Raw genomic sequence first — 24,639 nt, forward strand, 5'->3', positions numbered from 1 at the left:
TTTAGTCCCCAAGGGAAGTGGTTCACCACTTCCCTTTTTTCACGTTCTAAGGAGACGACATGCAAACACCCTCACAACCGCGCGCGATTTACTACATCGTGGCGATTCAAATCTGGGAATACTTCAGCTTTTACGGCATGCGTGCCCTGCTCATCCTTTATCTCACCCACCAGCTCGACTTCGACGACAGCCACGCCATTGGCCTGTTCAGCGCCTACGCCTCACTGGTGTATGTCACCCCTATTCTTGGCGGCTGGATTGCCGACCGCCTGCTCGGTAACCGCGTCGCAGTAATTGCCGGCGCGCTTCTGATGACGCTGGGCCACATCGTGCTGGGGCTCGAATCTGATTCCGCGACGAGCCTGTATCTGGCGCTGGCGATCATCATTTGCGGCTATGGCCTGTTCAAATCTAACATCAGTTGTCTGCTGGGCGAACTGTACGACATCAATGACAGCCGCCGCGACGGCGGATTTTCACTGCTATACGCTGCGGGAAACGTCGGCTCTATCGCCGCCCCAATTGTCTGTGGGCTGGCCGCCCAGTGGTATGGCTGGCACGTCGGCTTTGCGCTGGCCGGAATCGGCATGTTTATCGGCCTGATGGTTTTCCTCAGCGGTCATCATCACTTTCGTCATACCCGCGGCGTTAATCGACCTGCCCTGCGCAGCAAACGCTTCGTGCTGCCGGTCTGGGGCTGGCTGCTGGTGATGCTGTGCATTGCGCCGGTATTCTTCACTATATTGCTGGAACGCGACTGGGCGGGTTATCTGCTCGCGGCGGTGTGCCTCTTTGCCGCACAAATGGTAGCCCGGATTATGATTGCTTCTCCGGAGCACCGTCGCGCACTGTGGCAAATTGTCCTGCTGATGCTGACCGGCACCCTGTTTTGGGTATTAGCCCAACAAGGCGGCAGCTCAATAAGCCTGTTTATAGACCACTTTGTTAATCGCCAGTGGCTGCAGTTCACCGTGCCGACCGCACTGTTCCAGTCGGTGAATGCGGTGGCGGTAATGAGCGCAGGCGTAGTGCTGGCATGGCTGGTGCGTCCGGCGGTGGGAGGCAGTTCTGCCCTGCGCGTATGGCTGAAATTTGCCTTCGGTCTGGCGCTGATGGGCGCAGGCTTTATGCTGCTGGCACTCAATGCTCGTCAGGGTCAGATCCACGGTCATGCCTCTATGAACCTGATGGTGGCGGGTCTGGCGCTAATGGGGTTTGCCGAGTTGTTTATCGATCCAGTCGCAATGGCACAAATAACGCGTCTGAATATGCCGGGTGTCACCGGCGTGCTGACCGGCATCTACATGCTGGCGACCGGTGCCGTCGCTAACTGGCTGGCGGGCGTGGTGGCACAGCGCACCACCGAATCGCAAATCAGCGAAAGTGCCGTCGCCGCCTACGGTCACTTTTTCTCACAGATGGGCGAATGGACGCTCGGCTGCGTGGCAGTGATGATTATTGTACTGGCGGGCAGAAAACTTTTCGGAAACGGTGCGCCAGAACGGGCAGAAGCCGGTGAGGAGTAACGTGTAAACCGCTGCCTGCGGAATGTGGCAGGCAGCGATAACGCGTCTCTGGGAGAGACGCGAAAAAATCAGATTGCCGCGTCGTCTTCTTCGCCGGTACGGATACGAATCACGCGTGCTACGTCGAAGACAAAAATTTTGCCGTCGCCGATTTTGCCGGTCTGCGCTGTGCGGATAATGGTATCCACGCAGGTATCGACGATATCGTCGGTCACCACAATTTCAATTTTCACCTTCGGCAGAAAATCGACCATGTATTCCGCACCACGGTACAGCTCGGTGTGACCTTTCTGACGACCAAAGCCTTTCACTTCCGTTACCGTCATCCCGGTGATGCCGACTTCCGCCAGCGCTTCACGCACATCATCGAGTTTGAAGGGTTTAATTATCGCATCAATCTTTTTCATGGTTTCCTGTCTTATCCGCGTAACCGGTTGCTTACCCTATCATAACGTCGTAGCGGGTAGCGGGCTACTCTTTAAAATCGTTGGCGTCGAGTTCGTGACGTGAGAGTAATTTGTAAAATTCGGTACGGTTGCGTCCCGCCATTCTCGCGGCGTGCGTCACATTCCCTTTGGTGATTTGCAGCAGCTTGCGCAGGTAGTTAAGTTCAAACTGATTACGCGCTTCGACAAACGTCGGCAGCGCGGTGTTTTCCCCTTCCAGCGCTTGATCCACCAGCGCATCGCCAATCACCGGCGATGACGTCAGCGCCACGCACTGCTCAATAACGTTCACCAGCTGACGTACGTTCCCCGGCCAGTTGGCGGTCATCAGTCGTTTCATCGCATCGGTCGAGAACGCCCTGACGAACGGCTTATGGCGGTCAGCGGACTGGCGCAGCAGATGATTGGCCAGCAGCGGGATATCTTCGGTACGCTCGGCCAGCGACGGAATTTTCAGGCTGACGACGTTGAGACGGTAGTACAAATCTTCGCGGAATTCGCCGCGCGCCATCGCCTTCGGCAAATCGCGGTGGGTGGCGGAAACAATCCGCACGTTAATGTCGATATCGCGGTTGCTGCCCAGCGGGCGGATTTTGCGCTCCTGCAGTACGCGCAGCAGTTTGACCTGCAGCGGCGACGGCATATCGCCAATCTCATCGAGGAACAGCGTACCGCCTTCAGCCGCCTGGAAAAGGCCTTCGCGATTGCTGACCGCTCCGGTAAACGCCCCGCGCGCGTGACCGAACAGTTCAGACTCCAGCAGCTGTTCCGGCAGCGCGCCACAGTTGATGGCGATGAACGGATATTTTCCGCGCGGGCTGGCATTGTGAATGGCCTGGGCGAAAATCTCTTTCCCGGTGCCGCTCTGCCCGTTAATCAGCACGCTGACGTCGGACTGCGCTACCATTCGCGCCTGCTCCAGCAAACGTAGCATCACCGGGCTTCGGGTCACAATCGATTCGCGCCACTGATCGTCAGTCGCGGCGGCGGTATGCACCAACGCTTCATCGATGGCTTTATACAGCGCGTCTTTGTCCACCGGCTTGGTCAGGAAGCTGAACACGCCCTGCTGCGTGGCGGCAACGGCATCAGGAATCGATCCATGCGCGGTCAGGATGATCACCGGTTTCCCCGGCTGCACTTTCTGGATCTCAGCGAACAGCTGCAGCCCGTCCATTTCATCCATGCGCAGATCGCTTATCACCAGATCGACGTTTTCACGCGCCAGCACGCGCAGCCCTTCCTGTCCGCTTTCGGCGGTCACCACCGAGAAGCCTTCACTGGTCAAACGCATGCCGAGCAGTTTGAGCAAACCGGGATCGTCATCGACCAGTAAAAGGTGTGCGGGCTTGCGTCCTGTCATGGTTTTTCCTCTCCGTCCGGGGTGTCTTTCGCCGCAGGTGACGGGTCAGCCGCATGCCCAGGATCTGGGGCAAAGCTGCTGTTCGCCGGTTTGCGGCTCGAAAGCTGACGTTCGATATCGGTCAGATTCTCCAGTTTGCGCGTGGTTAAATCGAGCTGGCTGCGCAGATGCTGCTGCTGTTGACGCAGAATATCGAGTTCAACATCTGACGACTGTTGCAGTTTGCTGTAGCGCGAACGCTCGTCGGAAAGCTGAAGCTGCGAGGCCTGGCCGTCGCGCCAGATTTGATACAGCGGGCGTATCTGTGATGGAAACTGCGGGCTAAAACTGTCGAGGCGGCTGACCGCATCCCGGCGCTCGAGCGGGCTTATTTTGGCGCTGGCGAGCAATATGCCGCGGCGGAATGCATCCTGCCAGTTGTCGTCGGTATGCAAGCGGGCTTCGCTGCGCGCCATTTCAGGCGACAGCCGCTCGGCACAATCCATCCCGCGCAGCCAGTAAAGCGGGTTTTTCTCGGTGGCATCACCGTGCAGCGACCAAACGTCCATACAGTCGGTAGAGAGGAAATCCGCTACCTGTTGCTGAGGCAGCTTGTCTTCGTCGCTGGCATTCGTTGCATGCGTAGAAGTGGTACACCCGGCCAGCAGAAAACATGACGCTCCGGCCAGGAGCGAAAGAATAATGGGGGACATTTTCACCAGACATTGCTTCATTTAATGGGTTTATCCGTGTCTGAAAGAGAGAGCTCTATGCGGAAGCAAACGTTGCCTTCTGGCGCATCAACCAGCTGCAGGGAACCCCGCATCCGGCGAATACAATCCTGGGCAATACTCAGTCCCAAGCCGCTTCCCTTCACAGCCCCTTTGCGTTGATGACTGCCCTGATAAAAAGGCTCAAAAATCATGGTCTGTTCCGCATCCGGGATCGGCGTCCCGCTGTTCATCACCTCGAGGAAAATCGAGTTTCCCTGCTGGCGACTGCGCAGATAAATGGTACCGGATTCACTGCCGTAGTGCACCGCATTGGAATAGAGATTATCCAGCGCGCTCAGCAGAAACATCGGCTCGGCCCAGCACTCACGCGCCTCAAGTTCAAGGCGGGTATGCATCATTTTAGCTCGTGCCGGCAAACTGTGGGCGGAGACCACCCTCTCCACCAGCGGTGCCAGCTCGACTTTTTCCATTTCCACCGGGCTATCGACCAGTTTACGGTTGTAATCGAGCAGTTGCTCAATCAGCTTTTGCAGGTTGCGGCTACTGTCATCGAGAATCGATACCACTTCTTTTTGCTCTGAGGTAAGCGGCCCGACTATCTCATCCGCCAGCAGTTCGGTCCCCTCACGCATACTGGCGAGCGGGGTTTTTAACTCGTGGGAGAGATGGCGTAAAAATTGATGGCGCTGGGACTCAAGCCAGGACAGGCGTTCGCTGAGCCAGACAATACGTTGCCCGACGGACTGCAGCTCGCGCGGGCCGGTCAGCATCGCCGAACTGCCGAGCGATTTCCCCTCACCCAGCCGGTTAATCATTCGCTGGATGTTCTTTACCGGGCCGATAATCATGCGGGTAAAAAGCACCATCATGGTCAGGCTGACCATGAACAGCACCAGCGCCTGCCAGCCAAAGAACTGCCCGCGCTCGGCGATTTCCTTTTGCAGCTGCTGACCACGCGAAAACACCACCGTGCGGGTGGCCTGAACCATCTCGGTATTGGCGGAGGCGAACGCTTCCAGCTGTGCGGCGGCTTTTTCTTCCGGCCCGCTGTTTTTGCAGCGCAGATCGGCAAGGTCACTCAAACCCTGGCGCAGCGTCTGATAAAGCTTGTCGTCAGGCAGAACGCCCGCGTGGGCATCCAGCATATCGCTGTAGCGCTTGCGCTGGCTCTGATAAACCTTCGCCAGCGTGGCGTCATCCAGCACGCAGTATTGGCGGTAGCTGCGCTCCATTTCCAGGGCGGCGTTGGTCATCGCTTCGCTGCGACGCGCATCAATCAGCGTCGTGCGATTGGTCAGTGCGGCCTGCGAACTTAGCGCATTCAGGCTCTGCCATGCCTGCCACGCCAGCACCAGCAGCGGAAGCAGGATCAACAGAAACGACAGCATGACCAGTTGGCGCAGCGAGCGGGGGAAAAGAGACCAGCGTTTCAATGGGTTCGCCCTTAATCGTTATCTTAAAGGCAGGGTAACTGAGGTCAGGGTATAGATACAACAACGCCGGGATAAACCCGGCGTTGTTATTGAATAAGGCGGTGCCTAACTCCACGTTTCGCCCGATGGTTGATATAGCTAAGCTGATATCAGATGTTGGACGGCAGGCACCTTTTTGTGCGTCATTCGAGGTTTATGTAGCGCTTCCCGGAGGGGCTGACATAAGAAGGTGAATGAGCCACTGCTATTTATTATGCAGTAAGCGTGCCACAATGCAAACACTATTATTAACACATTGATATTAAACGAATCACAATAAAATCGACATCATCACAGATGTATGTTTTTTAAGCTAACTGTCTCAAGATAGAGACGCATTAAAACATTATTGAAATAACCACATGTAAATCAGCATGTTAAGTGTCTCCTTTTGGAGACAAGAAAATGCATGGCTGTCGTGTTACGCAGACAACGCAGCGACAGAAAGGGGGCTTATATTTTATCTGAAATAAAGTCTCGTAACGAAATAAAACTTTGTTAGTATCCACACCCAGTAATTATAAGACCCACAAAAGAGTGTTTTATTTACTGGCGTTATATGCAGAAGCAATTCATTCGAACAATCTATATATTGCAGGGTTAATGAGAGATATCCTCCGTCCGGATATCATAATATTTTTATATGTTTTATATCCGATATATTAAACAGAAGCTCAAGGTATAAATAATGAAAATAGATAAATTTTTTCAGTACAGTTACGTATATAAAAACAAAAGCATATTTGGTGCAAAATGTGGCGGTGTATGTACTGGCCTCTCTCTGGCATGGATTGAAGCAAACATCGAACATAAAGGGTTCAAACAATATGCCAAACAGACGCCGATCAAACACAAGGTTGCTCAATGGCAGGAACAGTATTCGCGGAACAAGATCTGCATAAACTCTTCCCTCGGCCAGGATGTTGACGCATTTATTATGATAACGGGCGACGAAGACCTCCTTCGTCAATGGGGAGATATGGTGGGATATCGACTCACCCGGATGGAGGGTGGATCAGGCGGGCCCGGGAAGGAAAGGAAGAATATGTTAGCGCAATTAACATGGAGTATGATCAGCCGGAATGTCGGAATGGTATATGGCATTATTAGGCTGATGCCTAAGGACGGGAATGGACATTGCCTGGCATGGACCCAACTGGATAAAGTGTATAGTTTTTTTGATGCTAACTTCGGCATTTATTCCGGGATAACGGAAGTGAAACTCCCCGGATTCATCAGCTCACACCTCAAAAGATATTACAAAGACTTAAATTACACATGGACTACAGCGAAATTCAGTAAAATCTACACAACCCAACCACTGCTCACACCATAATCCCGATTGTTTCAACCTTGATATCCTGGCAGGAGAGATTATTCCCCGGCTGATGGGGATTATCCGTAAAAAAGCCTTCCGTTATCGGGAAGGCTTTTTTGTCGTACCGGAAAAATTAACCCAACTGTTTACGGGCGTTGCGGAAAATACGCATCCACGGGCTGTCTTCACCCCAGTTTTCCGGGTGCCAGGAGTTGGCCACCGTACGGAATACGCGCTCCGGGTGCGGCATCATCAGGGTGACGCGCCCGCTTTCGCTGGTTACGGCGGTGATTCCGTTCGGTGAGCCGTTCGGGTTCGCCGGGTAATTCTGCGTCACGTTGCCGTAATGGTCGACAAAGCGCAGCGCCACCAGGCCTTTGCTTTCCAGCTGCGCCAGATGTGCATCGTCACGAACTTCAACGCGACCTTCGCCGTGGGAAACGGCGATCGGCATCTGCGAACCGACCATGCCCTGCAACAGCAGCGACGGGCTCTGAGTCACTTCGACCAGGCTGAAACGCGCTTCGAAACGGTCAGAATGGTTACGAACAAAGCGCGGCCACAGACTGCTGCCCGGGATCAGGTCACGCAGGTTCGACATCATCTGACAGCCGTTACACACGCCCAGCGCCAGGGTTTGTGGACGATGGAAGAACGTTTCGAACTCATCGCGCACGCGGTCATTGAACAGAATCGATTTCGCCCAGCCTTCACCGGCGCCCAGTACGTCACCGTAAGAGAAGCCGCCGCAGGCCACCAGCGCCTGGAAATCGTCCAGACCGGTACGACCCGCCAGCAGATCGCTCATGTGAACGTCGATGGCATCGAAGCCCGCACGGTGGAACGCCGCTGCCATTTCAACGTGAGAGTTCACGCCCTGCTCACGCAGGACCGCCACTTTCGGACGTGCACCCTTGGCAATGTACGGTGCCGCGACGTCTTCATTGATGTCGAAACTGAGCTTCACGTTCAGGCCCGGATCGCTGTCATTGCGCTTCGCCTCGTGCTCCTGATCGGCGCACTCCGGGTTGTCGCGCAGACGCTGCATCTGCCAGGTAGTTTCTGCCCACCACATACGCAGCGTGGTACGGCTTTCGCTGTAAACCGGATGACCGCCCGCAGTGATCACGAAACGATCACCCTCGGTCGCTTTACCGATCACATGGACGCAATCGGCCAGGCCGTGTGCGGCAAAAATGCTTTCGACCTGAGCGCGGTCTTGTGCACGAACCTGAATCACACCGCCCAGCTCTTCGTTGAACAGCGCCGCCAGATTATCTTCACCCAACGCGGCAATATCGACATCAACGCCGCAGTGGCCGGTGAAGGCCATTTCCGCGAGCGTAACCAACAGGCCGCCGTCAGAGCGGTCGTGCCAGGCCAGCAGTTTGCGTTCAGCCACCAGCACCTGCATCGCATCCCAGAAGCCTTTCAGCTGTTCGGTGCTGCGAACGTCAGCGGTTTTGTCTCCGAGCTGGCGGTAAACCTGCGCCAACGACGTGGCACCGAGCGCATTGTGGCCTTTCCCGAGGTCGATCAGCAGCAGAGCATTATCCTCGGTAGAAAGCTGCGGAGTAACGGTACGACGTACATCTTCCACACGGGCAAAGGCGGTGATTACCAGCGACAGCGGCGACGTCATTTCACGCTCTTCACTGCCTTCCTGCCAACGGGTTTTCATCGACATCGAGTCCTTGCCGACCGGAATCGTCAGACCCAGCGCCGGACACAGTTCTTCGCCGACGGCTTTCACCGCCGCGTACAGGCCCGCGTCTTCACCCGGGTGTCCTGCCGCCGCCATCCAGTTAGCGGAAAGCTTGATACGTTTCAGATCGCCGACCTGCGTACCGACGATGTTGGTCAGCGCCTCGCCGACTGCCAGACGGGCAGACGCAGCGAAATCGAGCAGCGCAACCGGCGCACGTTCACCCAGCGCCATCGCTTCACCGTAGTAGCTGTCGAGACTGGCGGTGGTTACCGCACAGTTTGCTACCGGAACCTGCCATGGACCCACCATCTGGTCACGCGCGACCATGCCAGTAACCGAACGGTCACCGATGGTGACGAGGAAGGTTTTCTCAGCCACTGTCGGCAGATGCATCACGCGGTTGACCGCGTCTTCGATGGTGATGCCCTGACGGTCCAGCGCTTCGCCGTTGGCGTTCTGAGTCGTTACATCTCGGGTCATCTTCGGCGTTTTGCCGAGCAGCACATCCAGCGGCAGATCGATAGGCTGGTTGTCGAAGTGAGTGTCGCTGAGGCTCAGGTGCATCTCTTCGGTCGCTTCACCAATCACCGCATACGGCGCGCGCTCGCGACGACACAGTTCGTCAAACAGCGGCAGCTGTTCTGCGGCAACGGCGAGCACGTAGCGCTCCTGGGATTCGTTACACCAGATTTCCAGTGGGCTCATGCCAGGCTCATCGCTGAGTATATCGCGCAGGTTAAACCGCCCGCCGCGGTTACCGTCGCTCACAAGCTCCGGCATAGCGTTGGACAAACCGCCCGCGCCGACGTCGTGAATAAACAGAATCGGGTTCGCTTCGCCCATCTGCCAGCAGCGGTCGATGACTTCCTGACAGCGACGTTCCATTTCCGGGTTATCGCGCTGGACGGAGGCAAAATCCAGGTCCGCATCAGACTGACCGGATGCCATGGAGGAGGCCGCCCCGCCGCCGAGGCCGATATTCATCGCCGGGCCGCCAAGAACGATCAGTTTCGCACCGACGTTGATCTCGCCTTTTTGCACGTGATCGGCGCGGATGTTGCCGATCCCACCAGCCAGCATGATCGGCTTGTGATAGCCGCGCAGCTCTTCGCCGTTGTGGCTGTTTACTTTCTCTTCGTAGGTACGGAAGTAGCCGTTTAGCGCCGGGCGACCAAATTCATTGTTGAACGCAGCACCGCCCAGCGGGCCGTCGGTCATGATCTCCAACGCCGTCACAATACGGTCTGGTTTACCGAAATCTTCTTCCCACGGCTGTTCAAAGCCGGGGATGCGAAGGTTGGAAACGGAGAAACCGCCCAGCCCGGCTTTTGGCTTCGCGCCACGCCCGGTAGCGCCTTCATCGCGAATTTCACCGCCGGAACCTGTCGCCGCACCCGGCCACGGAGAGATGGCCGTCGGGTGGTTGTGAGTTTCTACTTTCATCAGGATGTGGGTCGGTTCCTGATGGAAGTCATAACGCAGGGCGTCACGGTCGGCATAGAAGCGACCGACGTCCGAACCTTCCATTACCGCGGCGTTATCTTTATAAGCAGATAGCACGTGGTCCGGGGTTTTTTCGAACGTATTTTTGATCATCTTGAACAGCGACTTCGGCTGTACTTCACCGTCGATAACCCAATCGGCGTTGAAAATTTTGTGTCGGCAGTGCTCAGAGTTGGCCTGCGCAAACATGTAGAGTTCGATATCGTTCGGGTTACGGTTCAGGGTGGTGAACGCGTCGAACAGATAGTCGATTTCATCTTCCGCCAACGCCAGCCCGAGACGCTGGTTGGCTTCCACTAACGCCTGACGTCCCTGACCCAGCATGTCCACGCTGGAAACCGGGGCCGGTTGATGATGGGCAAACAGGTTTTCCGCATCCTGCAGTGCACCAAATACGGTTTCCATCATGCGGTCATGCAATTCTGCCGCTACCTGGCGCCATTGAGCGTCGCTCAAGGTTGAGGTTTCAACGTAGTACGCAACGCCGCGCTCGAGGCGGACGATGGTGTCCAGGCCGCAGTTATGGGCGATGTCGGTTGCTTTTGAAGACCAGGGGGAGATGGTGCCAGGGCGGGGGGTGACGAGCAGTAATTTTCCAGCGGGCGTATGGCTGCTGAGGCTTGGGCCATACTGCAGCAACTGTGCCAGTCGGTCATGCTCCTGTTCTGAAAGCGGTGCGTTCAGTTCGGCGAAATGCACGTACTCGGCGTAAATGTTGCTGACCGGAAGGTTGGCTGCCTGAAAACGTGCCAGCAGTTTAGTAATACGAAATGCAGACAGTGCAGGCGAACCACGCAGAATTTCCATCATAAGTCTCTCGTCTTCTGGGTTTCAGTGTGCGCAATGGCGGAAAACGGGCGCCATTATAGTGGATCTGAAGCAGCGACGTAACCGTTTGCGTCAAAATAAAATTGCCGCTGCGTTTTACCACCCGATGCGGTGAAATGCATGAATGGGTTGCCAACTGCGGCATTGTTAAGCAAAATGCCGCTCATTCTGAATTGCCCCTAAACTTTAACACGGTAACTATTGCCTGAGATCGCTCTCTTCACAGAGAATTAACTAATTGAAAAAATTAAAGATTAATTATCTGTTTATCGGCATTGTCACCCTGCTACTGGCAGCGGCGCTATGGCCCTCTATTCCCTGGTTCAGCAAACCAGAGAATCGCATCGCCGCTATCCAGGCGCGCGGTGAGCTGCGCGTCAGTACCCTGGTTTCTCCTCTGACGTTCGCCAGCATTAACGAAAAAGATTACGGCCTCGACTACGAACTGGCTCAGCAATTTGCCAATTATCTTGGCGTTAAGCTCAAAATCACCGTTCGCCAGAACATCAGTCAGCTGTTTGATGACCTCGATAACGACGATGCCGATATGCTGGCCGCCGGTCTGGTGTACAACAGCGAGCGCACCAAAAACTATCAGGCTGGCCCGGCGTACTACTCAGTATCTCAGCAGTTGGTTTACCGCAAAGGCAGTTTCCGTCCGCGGACACTAGATAATATCACCGCACAGCAATTAACCATTGCCCCGGGCCACGTGGCGATCACCGATTTACAGTTTCTGAAGGTGAAAAAGTACCCTAACCTCGAATGGGCGGTGGACGATAAGCGCGGCAGCGTTGAGCTGATGGACGATATTATCGACGGTAAGCTCGATTACACTATTGCCGATTCGGTGGCGATCAGCCTGTTCCAGCGCGTTCACCCGGAGCTGGCGGTGGCGCTGGATATCACGGATGAACAGCCTGTCACCTGGTTTAGCCTGAAGGATAGCGATAACACGCTGCCTGCAGCGATGCTCGATTTCTTCAACAACATTAATGAAGACGGGACCCTGGCGCGCCTTGAAGAGAAGTATCTCGGCCACGGCGACGACTTCGACTATTTCGATACCCGCACCTTCCTGCGTGCGGTAGATAATCTGCTGCCCGATTTTGAGCCACTGTTCCAGAAGTACGCCGAGGAAATTGACTGGCGTCTGCTGGCAGCCATTGCCTGGCAGGAATCCCATTGGGACCCGCTGGCGACCTCCCCAACCGGCGTGCGCGGCATGATGATGCTGACCAAAAATACCGCGCAAAGTCTGGGCCTGACCGACCGAACCGATGCCGAACAGAGCATCAGCGGCGGGATGCGTTATTTACAGGACATGATGGAGAAGGTGCCGGAGACGGTGCCGAAAGAGGAACGGATTTGGTTTGCGCTGGCGGCATATAACATGGGGTATGCGCATATGCTCGATGCCCGGGCGCTAACCGCGAAACAAAAAGGCAATCCTGATAGCTGGGCCGATGTGAAGCAGCGCCTGCCGCTTCTCAGCCAGAAGCCTTACTACACGCGTCTGACATACGGCTATGCGCGCGGGCATGAAGCCTACGCTTACGTGGAAAACATCCGTAAGTATCAGATAAGCCTGGTCGGCTATTTGCTGGAAAAAGAGAAGAAAGCGGCGCAGGAAGTGGAGTACGCGCAGGATTATCCGGCAGTCAGGCCAAACGAGTTAAATCACACTAGCCTCGGCGTGCTGCCATTTATCTCGCTGCATTCCGATGAACGCAGCGGTCAGATAGAAGTAAAGCACCCGAACAGCCTGATCGATTTTACGCGTCGTTAGCGTGTGTAGCGCGTTTGAGGGATTTTTTCTGCTCACGACGATGACGGAAGAAATCGCTTAGCATTGACGAACAGTCATCCGCCAGCACCCCTTCCGTTATCTCTACCCGATGATTCATGCCCGGATGATGCAGTACATCAATCAATGAACCCGCAGCCCCGGTTTTAGCATCGCGCGCGCCAAATACCAGCTGTCCGATACGGCTGTGTACCATCGCCCCGGCGCACATCACGCACGGTTCAAGGGTTACGTACAGCGTGGTGTCTATCAGACGATAGTTCTGTAACACCATCCCGCCCTGTCGCAGCGCCATGATTTCAGCGTGCGCCGTCGGGTCATGACGCCCAATCGGGCGGTTCCAGCCTTCGCCAATCACCTGATTCTGATAAACCAGCACCGCCCCGACCGGCACCTCCCCTTCTTCCCAGGCTCGTTGGGCAAGAGTTAGCGCATGACGCATCCAGTGTTCGTGGTTCAGTTCGATATCAGACAAAGCGACTACTCCGGGTTTACAAACGGGGCGCATTATACACAGCGGAGCAGTTTTTTACTCCAGCTGTTGTAGATTACCCTGCGGCGTCACCCGCCAACGGTGCTGGCAGAAATAAAGCAGCGGGTTGTCCTGATTGCTGTCGCTGTAACCGCTATACAGGCGTAGCGGCGTGCCGATTTTCTGCTCAAGCTGCGCCACTTTTTCATGGCCTAAACAGCGCAGCGTTAGCACCCAGCCACCGTAACGTCGCTCGGTCATGCTGGCGATGAGATTCACCCGTGGCAACCACGGCGTATCAACATAGACCTGCTCTACCAGCGATTTGGGCGAACCGGTTATCAGCCAGACGTCGGCATCGGAGCTGGTCAGGTATTCAGTGAGGCGCTGATGCACCACCGGGAATGCCGTCACATGTCCGCGGAACCACAGCACAAATTTGGCTTCAATGGCCTTCAGCCGCGCTTCGCCGTGCCCAAACGTTGCGGCCCACAGCAGCAAGCTCATCGGCCAGCGCGCCGCACGCCCTTTCACCAGCAGCGCGACGCCAATCACCGGTAATACCGGCAGAACCAAAAGCACATTGAACGGGTTATGCCGCAACAGATACCGTAAAAAGCTGCCAAACATATCCTGCTGATGCAGCGTACCATCCAGATCAAAAAACACTACCCGACGCGAGTTGCTTACCAAACTGTTCTCCTTAAAAAGGTCAGCGCGTATGAGTCATTCCTGTCAAATAGCCTAACAGCCAGAACCTCACATTTCCAAAAACGATCCGCAATGCGTCTTTCCCTTGTGAGGGAGACAGCGTATCCTTTTGATTAAAATAATGAATCGGTTAAGGACGCAGCACGACTATTCCGTAATGAGCCGTGTGTGCATCACAATCCCCTATAATCAAAGACAAAATTCTGACAGGCGGCCGTTGTCCGGCCCTCTGGAGAGCCAATGAACTGTTTGATTCGTATTCGCCAGCGTTATTCCGGGCTTGCGCAAAGTGATAAAAAGCTGGCGGATTTCATCCTGACGCAGCCGGACGAGGCGCGCCATCTCAGCTCGCAGCAGCTGGCAGGCGTAGCCGGTGTCAGCCAGTCTAGCGTGGTGAAGTTCGCCCAGAAACTGGGGTTTAAGGGGTTTCCAGCACTTAAACTGGCGCTGAGCGAAGCGTTGGCCAGCAATCCTCATCCGCAGTCAGTGCCGGTTCATAATCAAATTCGCGGCGACGATCCGCTGCGTCTGGTGGGTGAGAAACTCATCAAAGACAATATCTCAGCGATGCATGCGTCGCTGGATGTGAATACCGAAGAGAAGCTGCGGGAAAGCGTTGATTTGCTGCGTAATGCCCGGCGCATCGTGCTGACCGGGATCGGTGCTTCAGGCCTGGTGGCGCAAAACTTCAGCTGGAAGTTAATGAAGATTGGTTTTAACGCCGTTGCCGAGCAGGACATGCACGCGTTACTGGCTACAGTACAGGCGATGACCTCTGATGATTTACTGCTGGCGATTTCCTATTCTGGTGAACGGCGGGAGATAAACCTCGCGGCGGACGAAACGCTGCGCGTGGGCGGAAAAATTCTGGCAATCACCGGTTTCTCACCGAACGCGCTACAGCAGCGGGCGAGCCATTGTCTGTATACCATCGCGGAAGAACTTGCGACGCGCAGCGCGGCGATTTCCTCCACCAGCGCGCAGATGATGCTCACCGATTTGCTGTTTATGGGGCTGGTTCAGCAGGATCTGGAACACGCGCCGGACAGAATTCGGCACAGCGAGGCACTGGTGAAAAAGCTGGTTTGAGCAAGGAATGAGCGTATAATGCCCGCCCTGTTTGTGTTGTTTCTGAGAATTTCTGTATGGCGCTGTTAATTACCAAAAAATGCATCAATTGCGATATGTGCGAACCGGAATGCCCTAACGAGGCGATTTCGATGGGCAATAGCATTTATGAGATTAACAGCGATCGCTGCACGGAATGTGTCGGCCATTACGAAACGCCGACCTGTCAGAAAGTGTGCCCTATCCCCAACACCATCATCGTCAATCCTGAGCACGTTGAAAACGAAGAGCAGCTGTGGGATAAGTTCGTCCAGCTGCACCACGCGGATAAAATCTAACTCTCCATTATCACCGTTGCGCAGGCGTAATGACGTTCGTCCGCCAGCGTGACGTGAATATGGGCCACGCCCAGCTGAACGGCCAGCTCGCTGGCTGCGCCCCAGAGTCGCAGCTTCGGTTTGCCCAGCTCATCGTTGTAAACTTCAAACTGTTCAAACGCCAGTCCGTTACGGATACCGGTGCCGAGCGCTTTTGATGCAGCCTCTTTCACCGCGAACCGCTTGGCGAGAAAGCGCACCGGCTGCTGATGCGTTTCCCAGATTTTCCATTCACCTTCGCTGAGCACCCGCCGAGCAAGGCGATCGCCGCTGCGAGCGATCACCGCTTCAATACGGGTAATTTCAACGATATCGGTGCCGATACCGACGATCGCCATTAGCGACGCGCTTCCTGCATCAGACGCTTCATTTCTGAAACAGCTTCTTTCAGGCCGCTCATTACCGCACGGCCGATAATCGCGTGACCGATATTCAGTTCGTGCATTTCCGGCAGCGCGGCAATGGCTTTGACGTTGTGATAGGTCAGGCCATGCCCGGCGTTGACTTTCAAGCCGAGGCCCGCCGCGTAGGTCGCCGCACTGGCGATACGTTCCAGCTCTTTTACCTGCTGCGCTTCACTTTCCGCGTCGGCATAACAACCAGTGTGGATTTCAATGTACGGCGCACCCACGTCGGCAGCGGCTTTAATTTGTGCGCGGTCGGCGTCGATAAACAGTGACACCAGGATCCCGGCATCCGCCAGACGTTTGCAGGCGTCGCGCATTTTGTCGAGCTGCCCGGCAACGTCCAGCCCGCCTTCGGTGGTCACTTCCTGACGCTTTTCCGGCACCAGGCAGCAGAAATGCGGTTTGGTTTCACAGGCAATCGTCAGCATTTCTTCGGTAACGGCCATTTCGAGGTTCATGCGGGTATCGAGGGTCTGGCGCAGAATACGCACGTCGCGGTCGGTGATGTGGCGACGGTCTTCACGCAGATGTACCGTGATGCCATCGGCACCCGCCTGCTCGGCGATAAACGCAGCCTGAACCGGGTCCGGATACGCGGTGCCGCGTGCGTTACGCAGCGTAGCGATATGGTCAATGTTGACGCCTAACAGTAATTCAGCCATGACAATCCTCGTTTTTGATTTTGGTTCTACGGTTCCTGACGCTTTGGCACAAACTGTCGGAACAGTTCGCGGCTTTTGAGCGGCTTTCCTCCCAGATACGGCTTGAGTGCCATACGGGTGAAGCGCTTCGCCGCCCGCAATGCATCCACATCGGGGAATTCGCGGTTGGCGAGAGCCTTCAAATGGTGCCCGGTAAACGTGTTGTTATCAATCACTACGCTTGCGATAAAACCTTTTTCTTCACGATAACGGTAGGTCATGGTGTCTTCCACTGCCTCACCGCTGCCCGCACAATGCAGGAAATCCACGCCATATCCAAGATGCGCCAGCAGCGCCAGCTCAAAGCGACGCAGCACAGGCTCCGGCGTACCGGTCACCCCGGCCAGCGCCTGAATACAGTGCAGATAATCGAAAAAGAGCTCGGAGAAACGGGTTTCGTTTTCCAGCACGCGAGAGATGAGTTCGTTGACGTATAAACCGCTATAAAGCGCGATACCGCTGAGAGGAAGTGCGAGAGAGACAGCTTCGGCACTGCGCAGCGTTTTGACATCACCGCGGCCACCAAAACGAACCAGCAAGGGAGTAAAGGGCTGAAGCGCACCTTTAAGATTTGAACGTTTGGAACGTGCACCTTTAGCAACAAGGCGCACGCGGCCCGACTCTTCCGTGAAGACGTCCAGAATAAGACTGGTTTCGCTCCAGGGACGACTATGCAGAACGAATGCGCGCTGCCAGCCTTCCATCGGGGTTTACTTAAAGATCGTCGACATAACCGAGACTACGCAGTGCACGCTCGTCATCGGCCCAGCCAGATTTCACTTTCACCCACAGTTCAAGGTGTACAGGGGATTCGAACATCTCCTGCATATCTTTGCGGGCTTCGATTCCGATGGTTTTGATTTTGGAACCTTTGTTGCCAATCACCATCTTTTTCTGGCCTTCACGTTCCACCAGGATCAAACCGTGAATGTCATACCCACCGCGTTCGTTAGTCTGGAAACGCTCGATTTCTACCGTGACGGAGTACGGCAGTTCGGCACCCAGGAAACGCATCAGTTTTTCACGGATGATTTCAGAAGCCATGAAACGCTGGGAACGGTCAGTGATGTAATCTTCAGGGAAGTGATGTATCGCTTCCGGCAGATGCTTACGCACGATGCCTGCCATGGTATCGACGTTGAAGCCGGTTTCCGCAGAGATAGGCACGATATCCAGGAAGTTCATCTGCTTACCGAGGAACTGCAGATGCGGCAGCAGGTCAGCTTTTTCCTGTACGTTATCCACTTTGTTGATAGCCAGAATAACCGGCGCACGACCGCCACGGAGCTTGTTCAGCACCATTTCATCGTCGGCAGTCCAGCGAGTGCCTTCCACCACGAAGATAATCAGCTCAACGTCACCGATAGAGCTGCTCGCAGCTTTGTTCATCAGACGGTTGATGGCACGCTTCTCTTCAATATGCAGACCCGGGGTATCGACGTAAATCGCCTGATAAGCCCCTTCGGTATGGATACCGACGATGCGGTGGCGCGTGGTTTGCGCTTTGCGTGAGGTAATGGATATCTTCTGCCCAAGCAGATTGTTCAGCAGCGTGGATTTGCCGACGTTGGGACGTCCAACGATGGCAATAAACCCGCAGTAACTCTTTTCGTCGCTCATTCCAGCTCCAGTTTTTTCAGCGCCTGTTCGGCGGCAGCCTGCTCCGCCTTGCGGCGACTGGAACCTGTGCCAACTACCGGTTCACTCAGGCCGCTGACCTGGCAGTGGATAGTAAATTCCTGATCGTGGGCTTCGCCACGCACCTGCACAACCAGATAGGAAGGCAGTGGCAAGTGACGACCCTGTAAATATTCCTGCAAACGTGTTTTCGGATCTTTTTGCTTATCACCTGGGCTGATTTCATCCAGGCGGGTTTGATACCAGCTCAGGATCAGCCTTTCGACATTTTGAATATCGCTGTCGAGGAACACGCCGCCGATCAGCGCTTCAACGGTATCAGCCAGAATAGATTCACGGCGGAAGCCTCCGCTTTTCAGCTCACCCGGACCAAGACGCAGGCACTCACCCAGTTCAAATTCACGGGCGATTTCGGCCAGCGTATTTCCACGCACAAGCGTGGCACGCATACGGCTCATATCACCTTCGTCTACGCGCGGAAAACGGTGATACAACGCGTTGGCGATGACGTAACTTAAAATAGAGTCACCCAGGAATTCGAGGCGTTCATTATGCTTACTGCTCGCGCTTCGATGGGTTAAAGCCTGCTGCAACAGATCCTGATGTTGAAAAGTGTAGCCCAGCTTCCGTTGAAGCCGATTAATTACGATGGGGTTCATGCGTTACCAAATAGATGAATGCGTCAATAATGCAGCACACGAAACCGACCTGAAAAAGCCAACGCGGTTTCGTGTGCCGTGGATCCCTGATGGGTACCAACCTAAAACTTCGGGGGGACATTCTATACGCAACGCGTAGGGATGTCGTTAGCTGGAAGGTATTTATATTCGAAATAATTCATGCTGCCACGATAATCATGGCAGCATGAACAAAAGTCAGAAATTAATGAATACCGCCGATACGACTTAAGCGTACGCCCGTCGGCCATTCACCTTCCTGTTTTTCGAAACTCATCCAGATGCCAACCGCTTTGCCGACCAGATTCGCTTCCGGGACAAAGCCCCAGTAACGGCTGTCTGCGCTGTTATCTCGGTTGTCACCCATCATGAAGTAGTGTCCCGGTGGAACAACCCAGGTCGCCAGCTGCTGGCCCTGCTGTTGGTAGTACATACCCAGCTGGTCCTGCGCGATTGGCACAGTCAGAATACGGTGTGTGACATCACCGAGCGTTTCCTTGCGCTCGCTCAGACGCACGCCGTTGTCTTTGTTCTCACCTTTCGGCAACTGCCAGAAACCGCTAGTCGCTTCGCCGCCGTTACGACGAGCAAAGGTCTGTACGAAATCGCTCGGCTCAACATCGGAGTACGTCACCGGCAGTGCGTTACCACACGCCTGACCCGAACTGCAGTTTGGCTGAATGGTGACTTCTTTGGCGATAGGATCGTACGTCACTTTGTCACCCGGCAGACCAACAGCGCGCTTAATATAATCAAGACGCGGATCTTCCGGATATTTGAACACCACGACATCACCCCGTTTCGGATGACCGGTTTCAATTAACGTATTCTGATAAATCGGGTCTTTGATTCCGTAGGCGAATTTCTCCACCAGAATAAAGTCACCGATTAGCAGCGTTGGCATCATGGATCCTGACGGGATCTGGAATGGCTCATAAATAAATGAGCGCACAATCAGCACGATAGCCAGCACCGGGAATACCGATGCGCCCGTTTCCAGCCAGCCCGGTTTCGGGCCAACTTTCTTCAACGTCTTTTTATCCAGCGTATCACCCGCTGCAACCTGCGCAGCGGCCTGACGTTCACGGCGTTTTGGTGCAAAAATAAACTTATCCAGGCACCATAAAATCCCTGTCACCAGGGTCGCAATGACCAGGATCAGGGCAAACATGTTCGCCATGCCAACTCCTTTATTGGTTATTTACCGTCTTTTCCGACATGCAGAATGGCGAGGAACGCTTCCTGTGGCAGCTCAACGTTACCAACCTGTTTCATACGTTTTTTACCGTCTTTCTGTTTCTGCAGCAGCTTTTTCTTACGGCTGACGTCGCCGCCGTAGCATTTAGCCAGAACGTTTTTACGCAGCTGTTTCACAGTAGAACGCGCAATGATGTGGTTGCCGATCGCCGCCTGGATCGCGATATCAAACTGCTGACGTGGGATCAGTTCTTTCATCTTTTCAACCAGTTCACGACCGCGATACGGTGCATTGTCGTTATGGGTGATCAGCGCCAGGGCATCAACACGCTCGCCGTTGATCAGCACATCAACACGCACCATGTTGGACGCCTGGAAGCGTTTGAAGTTGTAATCCAGTGACGCATAGCCACGGGAGGTGGACTTCAGACGGTCGAAGAAATCGAGTACCACTTCAGCCATTGGGATCTCATAGGTCAGAGCAACCTGGTTACCGTGGTAAACCATGTTGGTCTGCACGCCACGTTTCTCCACGCACAGAGTCATGACGTTGCCGAGATATTCCTGCGGCAGCAGCATGTGACACTCAGCGATAGGCTCGCGCAGCTCTTCAATGTTATTCAGCGGCGGCAGCTTAGACGGGCTGTCGACGTAGATAATTTCATTATTGGTGTTTTGCACCTCATACACTACCGTCGGCGCGGTGGTGATCAGATCCAGGTCGTATTCACGCTCCAGACGCTCCTGGATGATTTCCATGTGCAGCAGGCCGAGGAAGCCACAGCGGAAGCCGAAGCCCAGCGCCGTTGAGCTTTCTGGCTCGTAGAACAGAGAAGCATCGTTGAGGCTCAATTTGCCCAGCGCGTCACGGAAGTTCTCGTAATCATCGGAACTGACCGGGAACAGGCCCGCGTAAACCTGAGGTTTGACTTTCTTGAAGCCCGGCAGCGCTTTGTCAGCCGGATTACGGGACAGCGTCAGAGTATCGCCAACTGGCGCGCCCAAGATGTCTTTGATCGCACAAACCAGCCAGCCTACTTCGCCGCAGTTCAGTTGGGTACGGTCAACCTGTTTCGGGGTGAAGATACCCAGACGGTCTGCGTTGTAGACCTGCCCAGTACTAATGACTTTGACTTTGTCGCCTTTGCGCAGGGTGCCGTTTTTCACACGGATAAGCGATACAACGCCAAGGTAGTTATCAAACCAGGAGTCGATGATCAGCGCTTGCAGCGGTGCTTCCGGATCGCCCTGAGGTGCAGGGATATCACGCACCAGACGTTCTAAGACTTCTGGCACGCCCACACCGGTTTTCGCCGAGCAGCGCACAGCGTCTGCGGCGTCGATGCCGACGATATCTTCAATTTCTTCCGCCACGCGCTCCGGATCGGCCGCTGGCAGGTCAATTTTGTTAAGAACGGGAACCACTTCCAGGTTCATTTCCATCGCGGTGTAGCAGTTGGCCAGCGTCTGTGCTTCTACGCCCTGCCCGGCGTCAACCACCAGCAGTGCACCTTCACAGGCAGCCAAAGAACGGGATACTTCATAGGAGAAGTCAACGTGGCCCGGGGTATCGATGAAGTTAAGCTGGTAGGTTTCACCATCCGTCGCTTTGTAATCCAGGGTCACGCTCTGCGCTTTGATGGTGATGCCGCGTTCACGTTCCAGATCCATGGAATCAAGAACCTGCGCCGCCATTTCACGATCGGAAAGACCACCGCAAATCTGGATAATACGGTCAGACAACGTCGATTTACCGTGGTCGATGTGAGCAATGATCGAAAAGTTACGTATATTCTTCATAGTTAGAGTTAGTTATGCCTTACGAATTCCTGGAGGCCGCGGGTCTGCGCCTGACGTTTGATCGTTCGAAAACGCCGCATTCTACACTACATCTCCGTCGCCAGGAAATGCTCTTCCGGCAAGCTTAGCGGTTAGTTGTGGGGAGATCCTGCTGGAGATGTAAATAAAGATAAAAGCCAGCGTAATTACTGGCTCAGTTCAGAGGATGAGGCGTCGACGCGCAGTATATTTGGCGGCAGACCTACGCTGATAATGACCGGCTGCCACGATTCACGAGAAGCCAGTTTTGGGGAAAGGCCACGGGCAACCAAAAAGCCCCCCACACCACCTAAAACACCACCTGCAAACGCGGCTAAATCACTGCCAAATAACAGCTGGAACACCGCAGCCATGACGAAAAGACCCAGTAGCGGAGTCATGTAGACCAGCACCGCGGAGCTCAAAAGGCTACCCTCGCTGATGCCAAGCTCTACTTTCTGTCCCACCATCAGCGGCTCAGCGCTGGGTACGGTAATGGTGTGTTCCGTTTGGGGTCCGAGTTTGTTGAGCACCCTACTGCCACACCCGGCTCGCGAAGAGCAACTGCTACAGGAGGATTTGACGTCACAGCTCACCTTCGCGACGCCGTCGCCCCAGGAGATAACCGTGGCCCACTCTTTAATCATGGCGCCGCCTTAAATTTGATGCTGTCCGCGATGCGTTTCGCCGTCTGCGGTGGCAACTCACCTACAATGGTGATTTCAGAGTTGTCGCGAACGGACGTACTGACGGTACGGCGTCCGGTACGCAAGACCTGCTCGCTGCTGTTAGCATTGGCGTGATTCACGTTCACCGAGAAGCTAAACAGCCCGTCGGAATAAAGACGTGACTCGACCGGCGTATCAATTGTCGGCAACGTTCTACGGCTTCCGGCAACCTCAACAAACCCTTGCGGCAGCCAGCTCGGCAGCCAGCTGAATTTCACTTTATCGCCAACCGGCACGGACAGCAGCGGCGGCAGGCTCGCGGTGGAGAGGGTCTGCATATTGCTGCTCACCTGCTCACTGACGTTAAACGCCACAACGCGGAACTGTTCGAGCGTTTCACCGTCTCTGTCCAGCAAGTCGACGCGCATCGGCAGTTTGGTTTCCGAATCCAGCCACACGATATAGCTGTAGCGCGTCCCGTCACGCGCCACCACGCGGATGACCTCACACAGCCTGTCGGCAATGCGGGTGCGGCCCACGGAGATGAAGTCGTAGTATGGTGCGAGGCGTTTGAAGTCGGTATAGACCAGTGATGGCAGTGAATCGACGATGTAATCGCCGTTCAGTGTAAAGGGATCGAGACCGGGTTCGAAATAGCTGATTTCATTTCCGCGCTGGACGACTTCACGGCGCGGACCGTCCATCTGCAGCAGCTGCGCCAGGGCCTGATTATTCAGACGCGCGTGACGATAGCGTAGTGACTCTACGCCCTGCTTATTGATGCTGACAAACGACAGCTCATAGTTGAGCGACTGGCTGGCCAGATTCATCTGCTGCAACAACGCCCCGGACGAGACATCTGCCGAGGCGTTGGCGGAGAAGAACAGGCTACCAGCCATTAAAGACATGGCACACCAAAGTTGCTTCATTACTGCGATTGCGTTCCTAACGTTTGATATCCAGGCACCTGAACAGCGGCTTGCTGAGTCTGGGCTTGTTCAAACTGAAGCTGTTCGGAGTGCAGACGACGCTGCAATTCGTAGTCCTGAAGCATCGCGTTAATACGGCGGCGCTGTTCCTGGACTTGCTGCTGACCGGTACCCGCATTACTGCTCGCGCTGGCATCGGCAGGAACACCAAGACTGACCGGGCTTGCTTTGCCCATCATCGGCAGCGTGTTAAACACTGGCGTTTCAGGTTGGTCAGTCGAATTGGATTGCCCGTTGTAGTGCTGAACGCCCACGATCACCGCAAGTGATACGCAAGCTGCAACGCCCATTTGGGTAAGGGAGCTGGCCCACGGACGCACTTTTTTCCAGAAAGGCATTTTCTGCCACTGGTGCGGTGCGGGTTGGGCTTCAGGAATGAGCGGCGTCGCCAGACGTACAGGTTCATTCTCAATAGCGGCCATAACGCGGGCTGAAATATCAAAATTGAGAGTCTGCGCCGTCTCACCACGCATTGTATCGCGGATAAGATGGTAGCTCTCCCATGCTTTTTGCATCTCAGATGAACGGGTCAACTCATTGAGCAACTCGTTATCCAGCGTTTCACCATCCATTAAGGCGGAAAGTTTTTCTTTCTGCATGCCTAATACCTTTTCCAGTATTCCGCTATCGTCAACGCCTGATTAGCGGTTGAACTTTATTATCAATAGCTTCTCGTGCACGGAAAATGCGCGAGCGAACCGTACCCACTGGACAATCCATGATAGCGGCTATCTCTTCATAGCTCAGGCCATCCAACTCCCGTAACGTGATTGCCATGCGTAAATCTTCCGGGAGAGACTCAATGGTACGGAACACTATTTGTCTCAGTTCTTCTGACAACATTAAGTTCTCAGGGTTCGAAATTTCTTTCAGCGCACCGCCACTTTCGTAATTTTCTGCTTCAATCGCGTCAACATCACTTGCTGGCGGGCGTCTCCCCTGAGCAACCAGGTAATTTTTTGCCGTGTTCACGGCGATTCGGTACAGCCATGTATAGAAAGCACTATCCCCCCGGAACGAATCCAGCGCACGATAGGCCTTTATAAAAGACTCTTGTACTACGTCAGGCACATCGCCAGACGGTACGTATCGGGAAACCAGGTTTGCCATTTTATGCTGATAGCGTATCACCAGCATGTTGAAGGCCTTCTGATCTCCCTTTTGGACCCGCTCGACAAGGACCTGATCCGTTAACTGCTCGCTCATCCGAGGTAATGTCTCCTCAAACCTTA

The 24,639-nt window shown here is 54.7% G+C and carries 23 protein-coding genes; 5 read left to right on the plus strand and 18 right to left on the minus strand.

The window, feature by feature from the left end; genetic code table 11:
* Positions 1 to 59: 59 nt before the first annotated feature.
* On the plus strand, positions 60 to 1,526 hold the full coding sequence (gene dtpD, locus MUU46_RS10785) for a dipeptide permease DtpD (protein WP_258965520.1): 1,467 nt from the start codon (positions 60 to 62) through the stop codon (positions 1,524 to 1,526).
* Positions 1,527 to 1,594: 68 nt separating this feature from the next.
* Here dtpD and glnB read toward each other — a convergent pair whose 3' ends face one another.
* The 4 genes from glnB to qseE form a co-directional block, all read right to left on the minus strand.
* Positions 1,595 to 1,933, minus strand: a complete 339-nt coding sequence (gene glnB / locus MUU46_RS10790) for a nitrogen regulatory protein P-II (RefSeq protein WP_002914032.1) — start codon at positions 1,931 to 1,933, stop codon at positions 1,595 to 1,597.
* A gap of 64 nt (positions 1,934 to 1,997) precedes the next feature.
* Positions 1,998 to 3,335: a two-component system response regulator GlrR gene (gene glrR, locus MUU46_RS10795; RefSeq protein ID WP_159760773.1), complete on the minus strand. Its 1,338-nt coding sequence runs from the start codon at positions 3,333 to 3,335 to the stop codon at positions 1,998 to 2,000.
* Entirely contained in the window at positions 3,332 to 4,048 is a 717-nt protein-coding gene (qseG, locus tag MUU46_RS10800) for a two-component system QseEF-associated lipoprotein QseG (RefSeq protein WP_258965521.1), read from the minus strand. Before qseG ends, glrR begins: the two co-directional genes overlap by 4 nt.
* Positions 4,045 to 5,481, minus strand: coding sequence for a two component system sensor histidine kinase QseE/GlrK (qseE, locus tag MUU46_RS10805; protein ID WP_258965522.1), 1,437 nt, complete (start codon positions 5,479 to 5,481; stop codon positions 4,045 to 4,047). The genes qseG and qseE overlap by 4 nt, the downstream gene beginning before the upstream one ends.
* A 727-nt stretch (positions 5,482 to 6,208) precedes the next feature.
* Between qseE and MUU46_RS10810 the strand changes: the two genes are divergently transcribed.
* The gene (locus tag MUU46_RS10810) at positions 6,209 to 6,856 is read left to right on the plus strand and encodes a YopT-type cysteine protease domain-containing protein (protein WP_258965523.1); all 648 of its coding nucleotides are present in this window, start codon (positions 6,209 to 6,211) and stop codon (positions 6,854 to 6,856) included.
* 115 nt (positions 6,857 to 6,971) lie between these two features.
* On the opposite strand, the gene purL is transcribed toward MUU46_RS10810, so the two are convergent.
* Positions 6,972 to 10,859, minus strand: coding sequence for a phosphoribosylformylglycinamidine synthase (gene purL, locus MUU46_RS10815; protein ID WP_258965524.1), 3,888 nt, complete (start codon positions 10,857 to 10,859; stop codon positions 6,972 to 6,974).
* A gap of 256 nt (positions 10,860 to 11,115) precedes the next feature.
* Between purL and mltF the strand changes: the two genes are divergently transcribed.
* A complete protein-coding gene (mltF, locus tag MUU46_RS10820) occupies positions 11,116 to 12,666 on the plus strand; it encodes a membrane-bound lytic murein transglycosylase MltF (RefSeq protein ID WP_258965525.1) in 1,551 nt (516 codons plus the stop codon).
* Here mltF and tadA read toward each other — a convergent pair.
* Both tadA and yfhb read right to left on the minus strand, forming a co-directional pair.
* Positions 12,653 to 13,159 (minus strand): tRNA adenosine(34) deaminase TadA, encoded by a 507-nt coding sequence (tadA, locus tag MUU46_RS10825; protein ID WP_258965526.1) that lies wholly within the window; start codon positions 13,157 to 13,159, stop codon positions 12,653 to 12,655. The two genes, mltF and tadA, sit on opposite strands and share 14 nt — an antisense overlap.
* 54 nt (positions 13,160 to 13,213) lie before the next feature.
* Positions 13,214 to 13,849 (minus strand): phosphatidylglycerophosphatase C, encoded by a 636-nt coding sequence (gene yfhb, locus MUU46_RS10830; RefSeq protein ID WP_258965527.1) that lies wholly within the window; start codon positions 13,847 to 13,849, stop codon positions 13,214 to 13,216.
* Between the two features lie 258 nt (positions 13,850 to 14,107).
* On the opposite strand from yfhb, the gene MUU46_RS10835 reads away from it, so the two are divergent.
* Together MUU46_RS10835 and MUU46_RS10840 are read left to right on the plus strand one after the other, a co-directional pair.
* The gene (locus MUU46_RS10835; protein ID WP_159760789.1) at positions 14,108 to 14,956 is read left to right on the plus strand and encodes a MurR/RpiR family transcriptional regulator; all 849 of its coding nucleotides are present in this window, start codon (positions 14,108 to 14,110) and stop codon (positions 14,954 to 14,956) included.
* Positions 14,957 to 15,012: 56 nt separating this feature from the next.
* Positions 15,013 to 15,273, plus strand: a complete 261-nt coding sequence (locus MUU46_RS10840) for a YfhL family 4Fe-4S dicluster ferredoxin (RefSeq protein WP_159760791.1) — start codon at positions 15,013 to 15,015, stop codon at positions 15,271 to 15,273.
* On the opposite strand, the gene acpS is transcribed toward MUU46_RS10840, so the two are convergent.
* The 11 genes from acpS to rpoE form a co-directional block, all read right to left on the minus strand.
* On the minus strand, positions 15,270 to 15,650 hold the full coding sequence (gene acpS / locus MUU46_RS10845) for a holo-ACP synthase (protein WP_159760793.1): 381 nt from the start codon (positions 15,648 to 15,650) through the stop codon (positions 15,270 to 15,272). The two genes, MUU46_RS10840 and acpS, sit on opposite strands and share 4 nt — an antisense overlap.
* Positions 15,650 to 16,381, minus strand: coding sequence for a pyridoxine 5'-phosphate synthase (gene pdxJ, locus MUU46_RS10850; protein WP_258965528.1), 732 nt, complete (start codon positions 16,379 to 16,381; stop codon positions 15,650 to 15,652). Before pdxJ ends, acpS begins: the two co-directional genes overlap by 1 nt.
* A gap of 26 nt (positions 16,382 to 16,407) precedes the next feature.
* Positions 16,408 to 17,124: a DNA repair protein RecO gene (gene recO, locus MUU46_RS10855; protein ID WP_159760797.1), complete on the minus strand. Its 717-nt coding sequence runs from the start codon at positions 17,122 to 17,124 to the stop codon at positions 16,408 to 16,410.
* A 10-nt stretch (positions 17,125 to 17,134) separates the two neighbouring features.
* A complete protein-coding gene (era, locus tag MUU46_RS10860) occupies positions 17,135 to 18,040 on the minus strand; it encodes a GTPase Era (RefSeq protein ID WP_159760799.1) in 906 nt (301 codons plus the stop codon).
* The gene (gene rnc / locus MUU46_RS10865) at positions 18,037 to 18,717 is read right to left on the minus strand and encodes a ribonuclease III (protein WP_159760801.1); all 681 of its coding nucleotides are present in this window, start codon (positions 18,715 to 18,717) and stop codon (positions 18,037 to 18,039) included. Before rnc ends, era begins: the two co-directional genes overlap by 4 nt.
* A gap of 223 nt (positions 18,718 to 18,940) precedes the next feature.
* Entirely contained in the window at positions 18,941 to 19,915 is a 975-nt protein-coding gene (lepB, locus tag MUU46_RS10870; RefSeq protein WP_159760803.1) for a signal peptidase I, read from the minus strand.
* Between the two features lie 17 nt (positions 19,916 to 19,932).
* Positions 19,933 to 21,732, minus strand: coding sequence for a translation elongation factor 4 (gene lepA / locus MUU46_RS10875; protein ID WP_159760805.1), 1,800 nt, complete (start codon positions 21,730 to 21,732; stop codon positions 19,933 to 19,935).
* Between the two features lie 185 nt (positions 21,733 to 21,917).
* Positions 21,918 to 22,397, minus strand: coding sequence for a SoxR-reducing system protein RseC (gene rseC, locus MUU46_RS10880; RefSeq protein WP_159760807.1), 480 nt, complete (start codon positions 22,395 to 22,397; stop codon positions 21,918 to 21,920).
* Positions 22,394 to 23,347 carry a sigma-E factor regulatory protein RseB gene (gene rseB, locus MUU46_RS10885; RefSeq protein ID WP_159776346.1) on the minus strand — a complete coding sequence of 318 codons (954 nt, stop codon included), beginning with the start codon at positions 23,345 to 23,347 and terminating at the stop codon, positions 22,394 to 22,396. The genes rseC and rseB overlap by 4 nt, the downstream gene beginning before the upstream one ends.
* Positions 23,347 to 24,006 (minus strand): anti-sigma-E factor RseA, encoded by a 660-nt coding sequence (rseA, locus tag MUU46_RS10890; protein ID WP_159760811.1) that lies wholly within the window; start codon positions 24,004 to 24,006, stop codon positions 23,347 to 23,349. Before rseA ends, rseB begins: the two co-directional genes overlap by 1 nt.
* Positions 24,007 to 24,037: 31 nt before the next feature.
* A complete protein-coding gene (rpoE, locus tag MUU46_RS10895) occupies positions 24,038 to 24,613 on the minus strand; it encodes an RNA polymerase sigma factor RpoE (RefSeq protein ID WP_159760813.1) in 576 nt (191 codons plus the stop codon).
* Between the last annotated feature and the right edge of the window lie 26 nt (positions 24,614 to 24,639).

It is taken from the genome of Scandinavium tedordense (genome assembly GCF_024764965.1).
Classification (GTDB): Bacteria; Pseudomonadota; Gammaproteobacteria; order Enterobacterales; family Enterobacteriaceae; genus Scandinavium; species Scandinavium tedordense.

What these genes read in the sequence shown, in the direction of transcription:
- rseB (WP_159776346.1), bottom strand. Translation starts at nt 23,347, where the DNA reads ATGAAGCAACTTTGGTGTGCCATGTCTTTAATGGCTGGTAGCCTGTTC.
- rseC (WP_159760807.1), bottom strand. Translation starts at nt 22,397, where the DNA reads ATGATTAAAGAGTGGGCCACGGTTATCTCCTGGGGCGACGGCGTCGCG.
- acpS (WP_159760793.1), bottom strand. Translation starts at nt 15,650, where the DNA reads ATGGCGATCGTCGGTATCGGCACCGATATCGTTGAAATTACCCGTATT.
- glnB (WP_002914032.1), bottom strand. Translation starts at nt 1,933, where the DNA reads ATGAAAAAGATTGATGCGATAATTAAACCCTTCAAACTCGATGATGTG.
- rpoE (WP_159760813.1), bottom strand. Translation starts at nt 24,613, where the DNA reads ATGAGCGAGCAGTTAACGGATCAGGTCCTTGTCGAGCGGGTCCAAAAG.
- recO (WP_159760797.1), bottom strand. Translation starts at nt 17,124, where the DNA reads ATGGAAGGCTGGCAGCGCGCATTCGTTCTGCATAGTCGTCCCTGGAGC.
- rseA (WP_159760811.1), bottom strand. Translation starts at nt 24,006, where the DNA reads ATGCAGAAAGAAAAACTTTCCGCCTTAATGGATGGTGAAACGCTGGAT.
- rnc (WP_159760801.1), bottom strand. Translation starts at nt 18,717, where the DNA reads ATGAACCCCATCGTAATTAATCGGCTTCAACGGAAGCTGGGCTACACT.
- purL (WP_258965524.1), bottom strand. Translation starts at nt 10,859, where the DNA reads ATGATGGAAATTCTGCGTGGTTCGCCTGCACTGTCTGCATTTCGTATT.
- glrR (WP_159760773.1), bottom strand. Translation starts at nt 3,335, where the DNA reads ATGACAGGACGCAAGCCCGCACACCTTTTACTGGTCGATGACGATCCC.
- MUU46_RS10835 (WP_159760789.1), top strand. Translation starts at nt 14,108, where the DNA reads ATGAACTGTTTGATTCGTATTCGCCAGCGTTATTCCGGGCTTGCGCAA.
- qseG (WP_258965521.1), bottom strand. Translation starts at nt 4,048, where the DNA reads ATGAAGCAATGTCTGGTGAAAATGTCCCCCATTATTCTTTCGCTCCTG.
- era (WP_159760799.1), bottom strand. Translation starts at nt 18,040, where the DNA reads ATGAGCGACGAAAAGAGTTACTGCGGGTTTATTGCCATCGTTGGACGT.
- MUU46_RS10810 (WP_258965523.1), top strand. Translation starts at nt 6,209, where the DNA reads ATGAAAATAGATAAATTTTTTCAGTACAGTTACGTATATAAAAACAAA.
- MUU46_RS10840 (WP_159760791.1), top strand. Translation starts at nt 15,013, where the DNA reads ATGGCGCTGTTAATTACCAAAAAATGCATCAATTGCGATATGTGCGAA.
- dtpD (WP_258965520.1), top strand. Translation starts at nt 60, where the DNA reads ATGCAAACACCCTCACAACCGCGCGCGATTTACTACATCGTGGCGATT.
- lepA (WP_159760805.1), bottom strand. Translation starts at nt 21,732, where the DNA reads ATGAAGAATATACGTAACTTTTCGATCATTGCTCACATCGACCACGGT.
- lepB (WP_159760803.1), bottom strand. Translation starts at nt 19,915, where the DNA reads ATGGCGAACATGTTTGCCCTGATCCTGGTCATTGCGACCCTGGTGACA.
- pdxJ (WP_258965528.1), bottom strand. Translation starts at nt 16,381, where the DNA reads ATGGCTGAATTACTGTTAGGCGTCAACATTGACCATATCGCTACGCTG.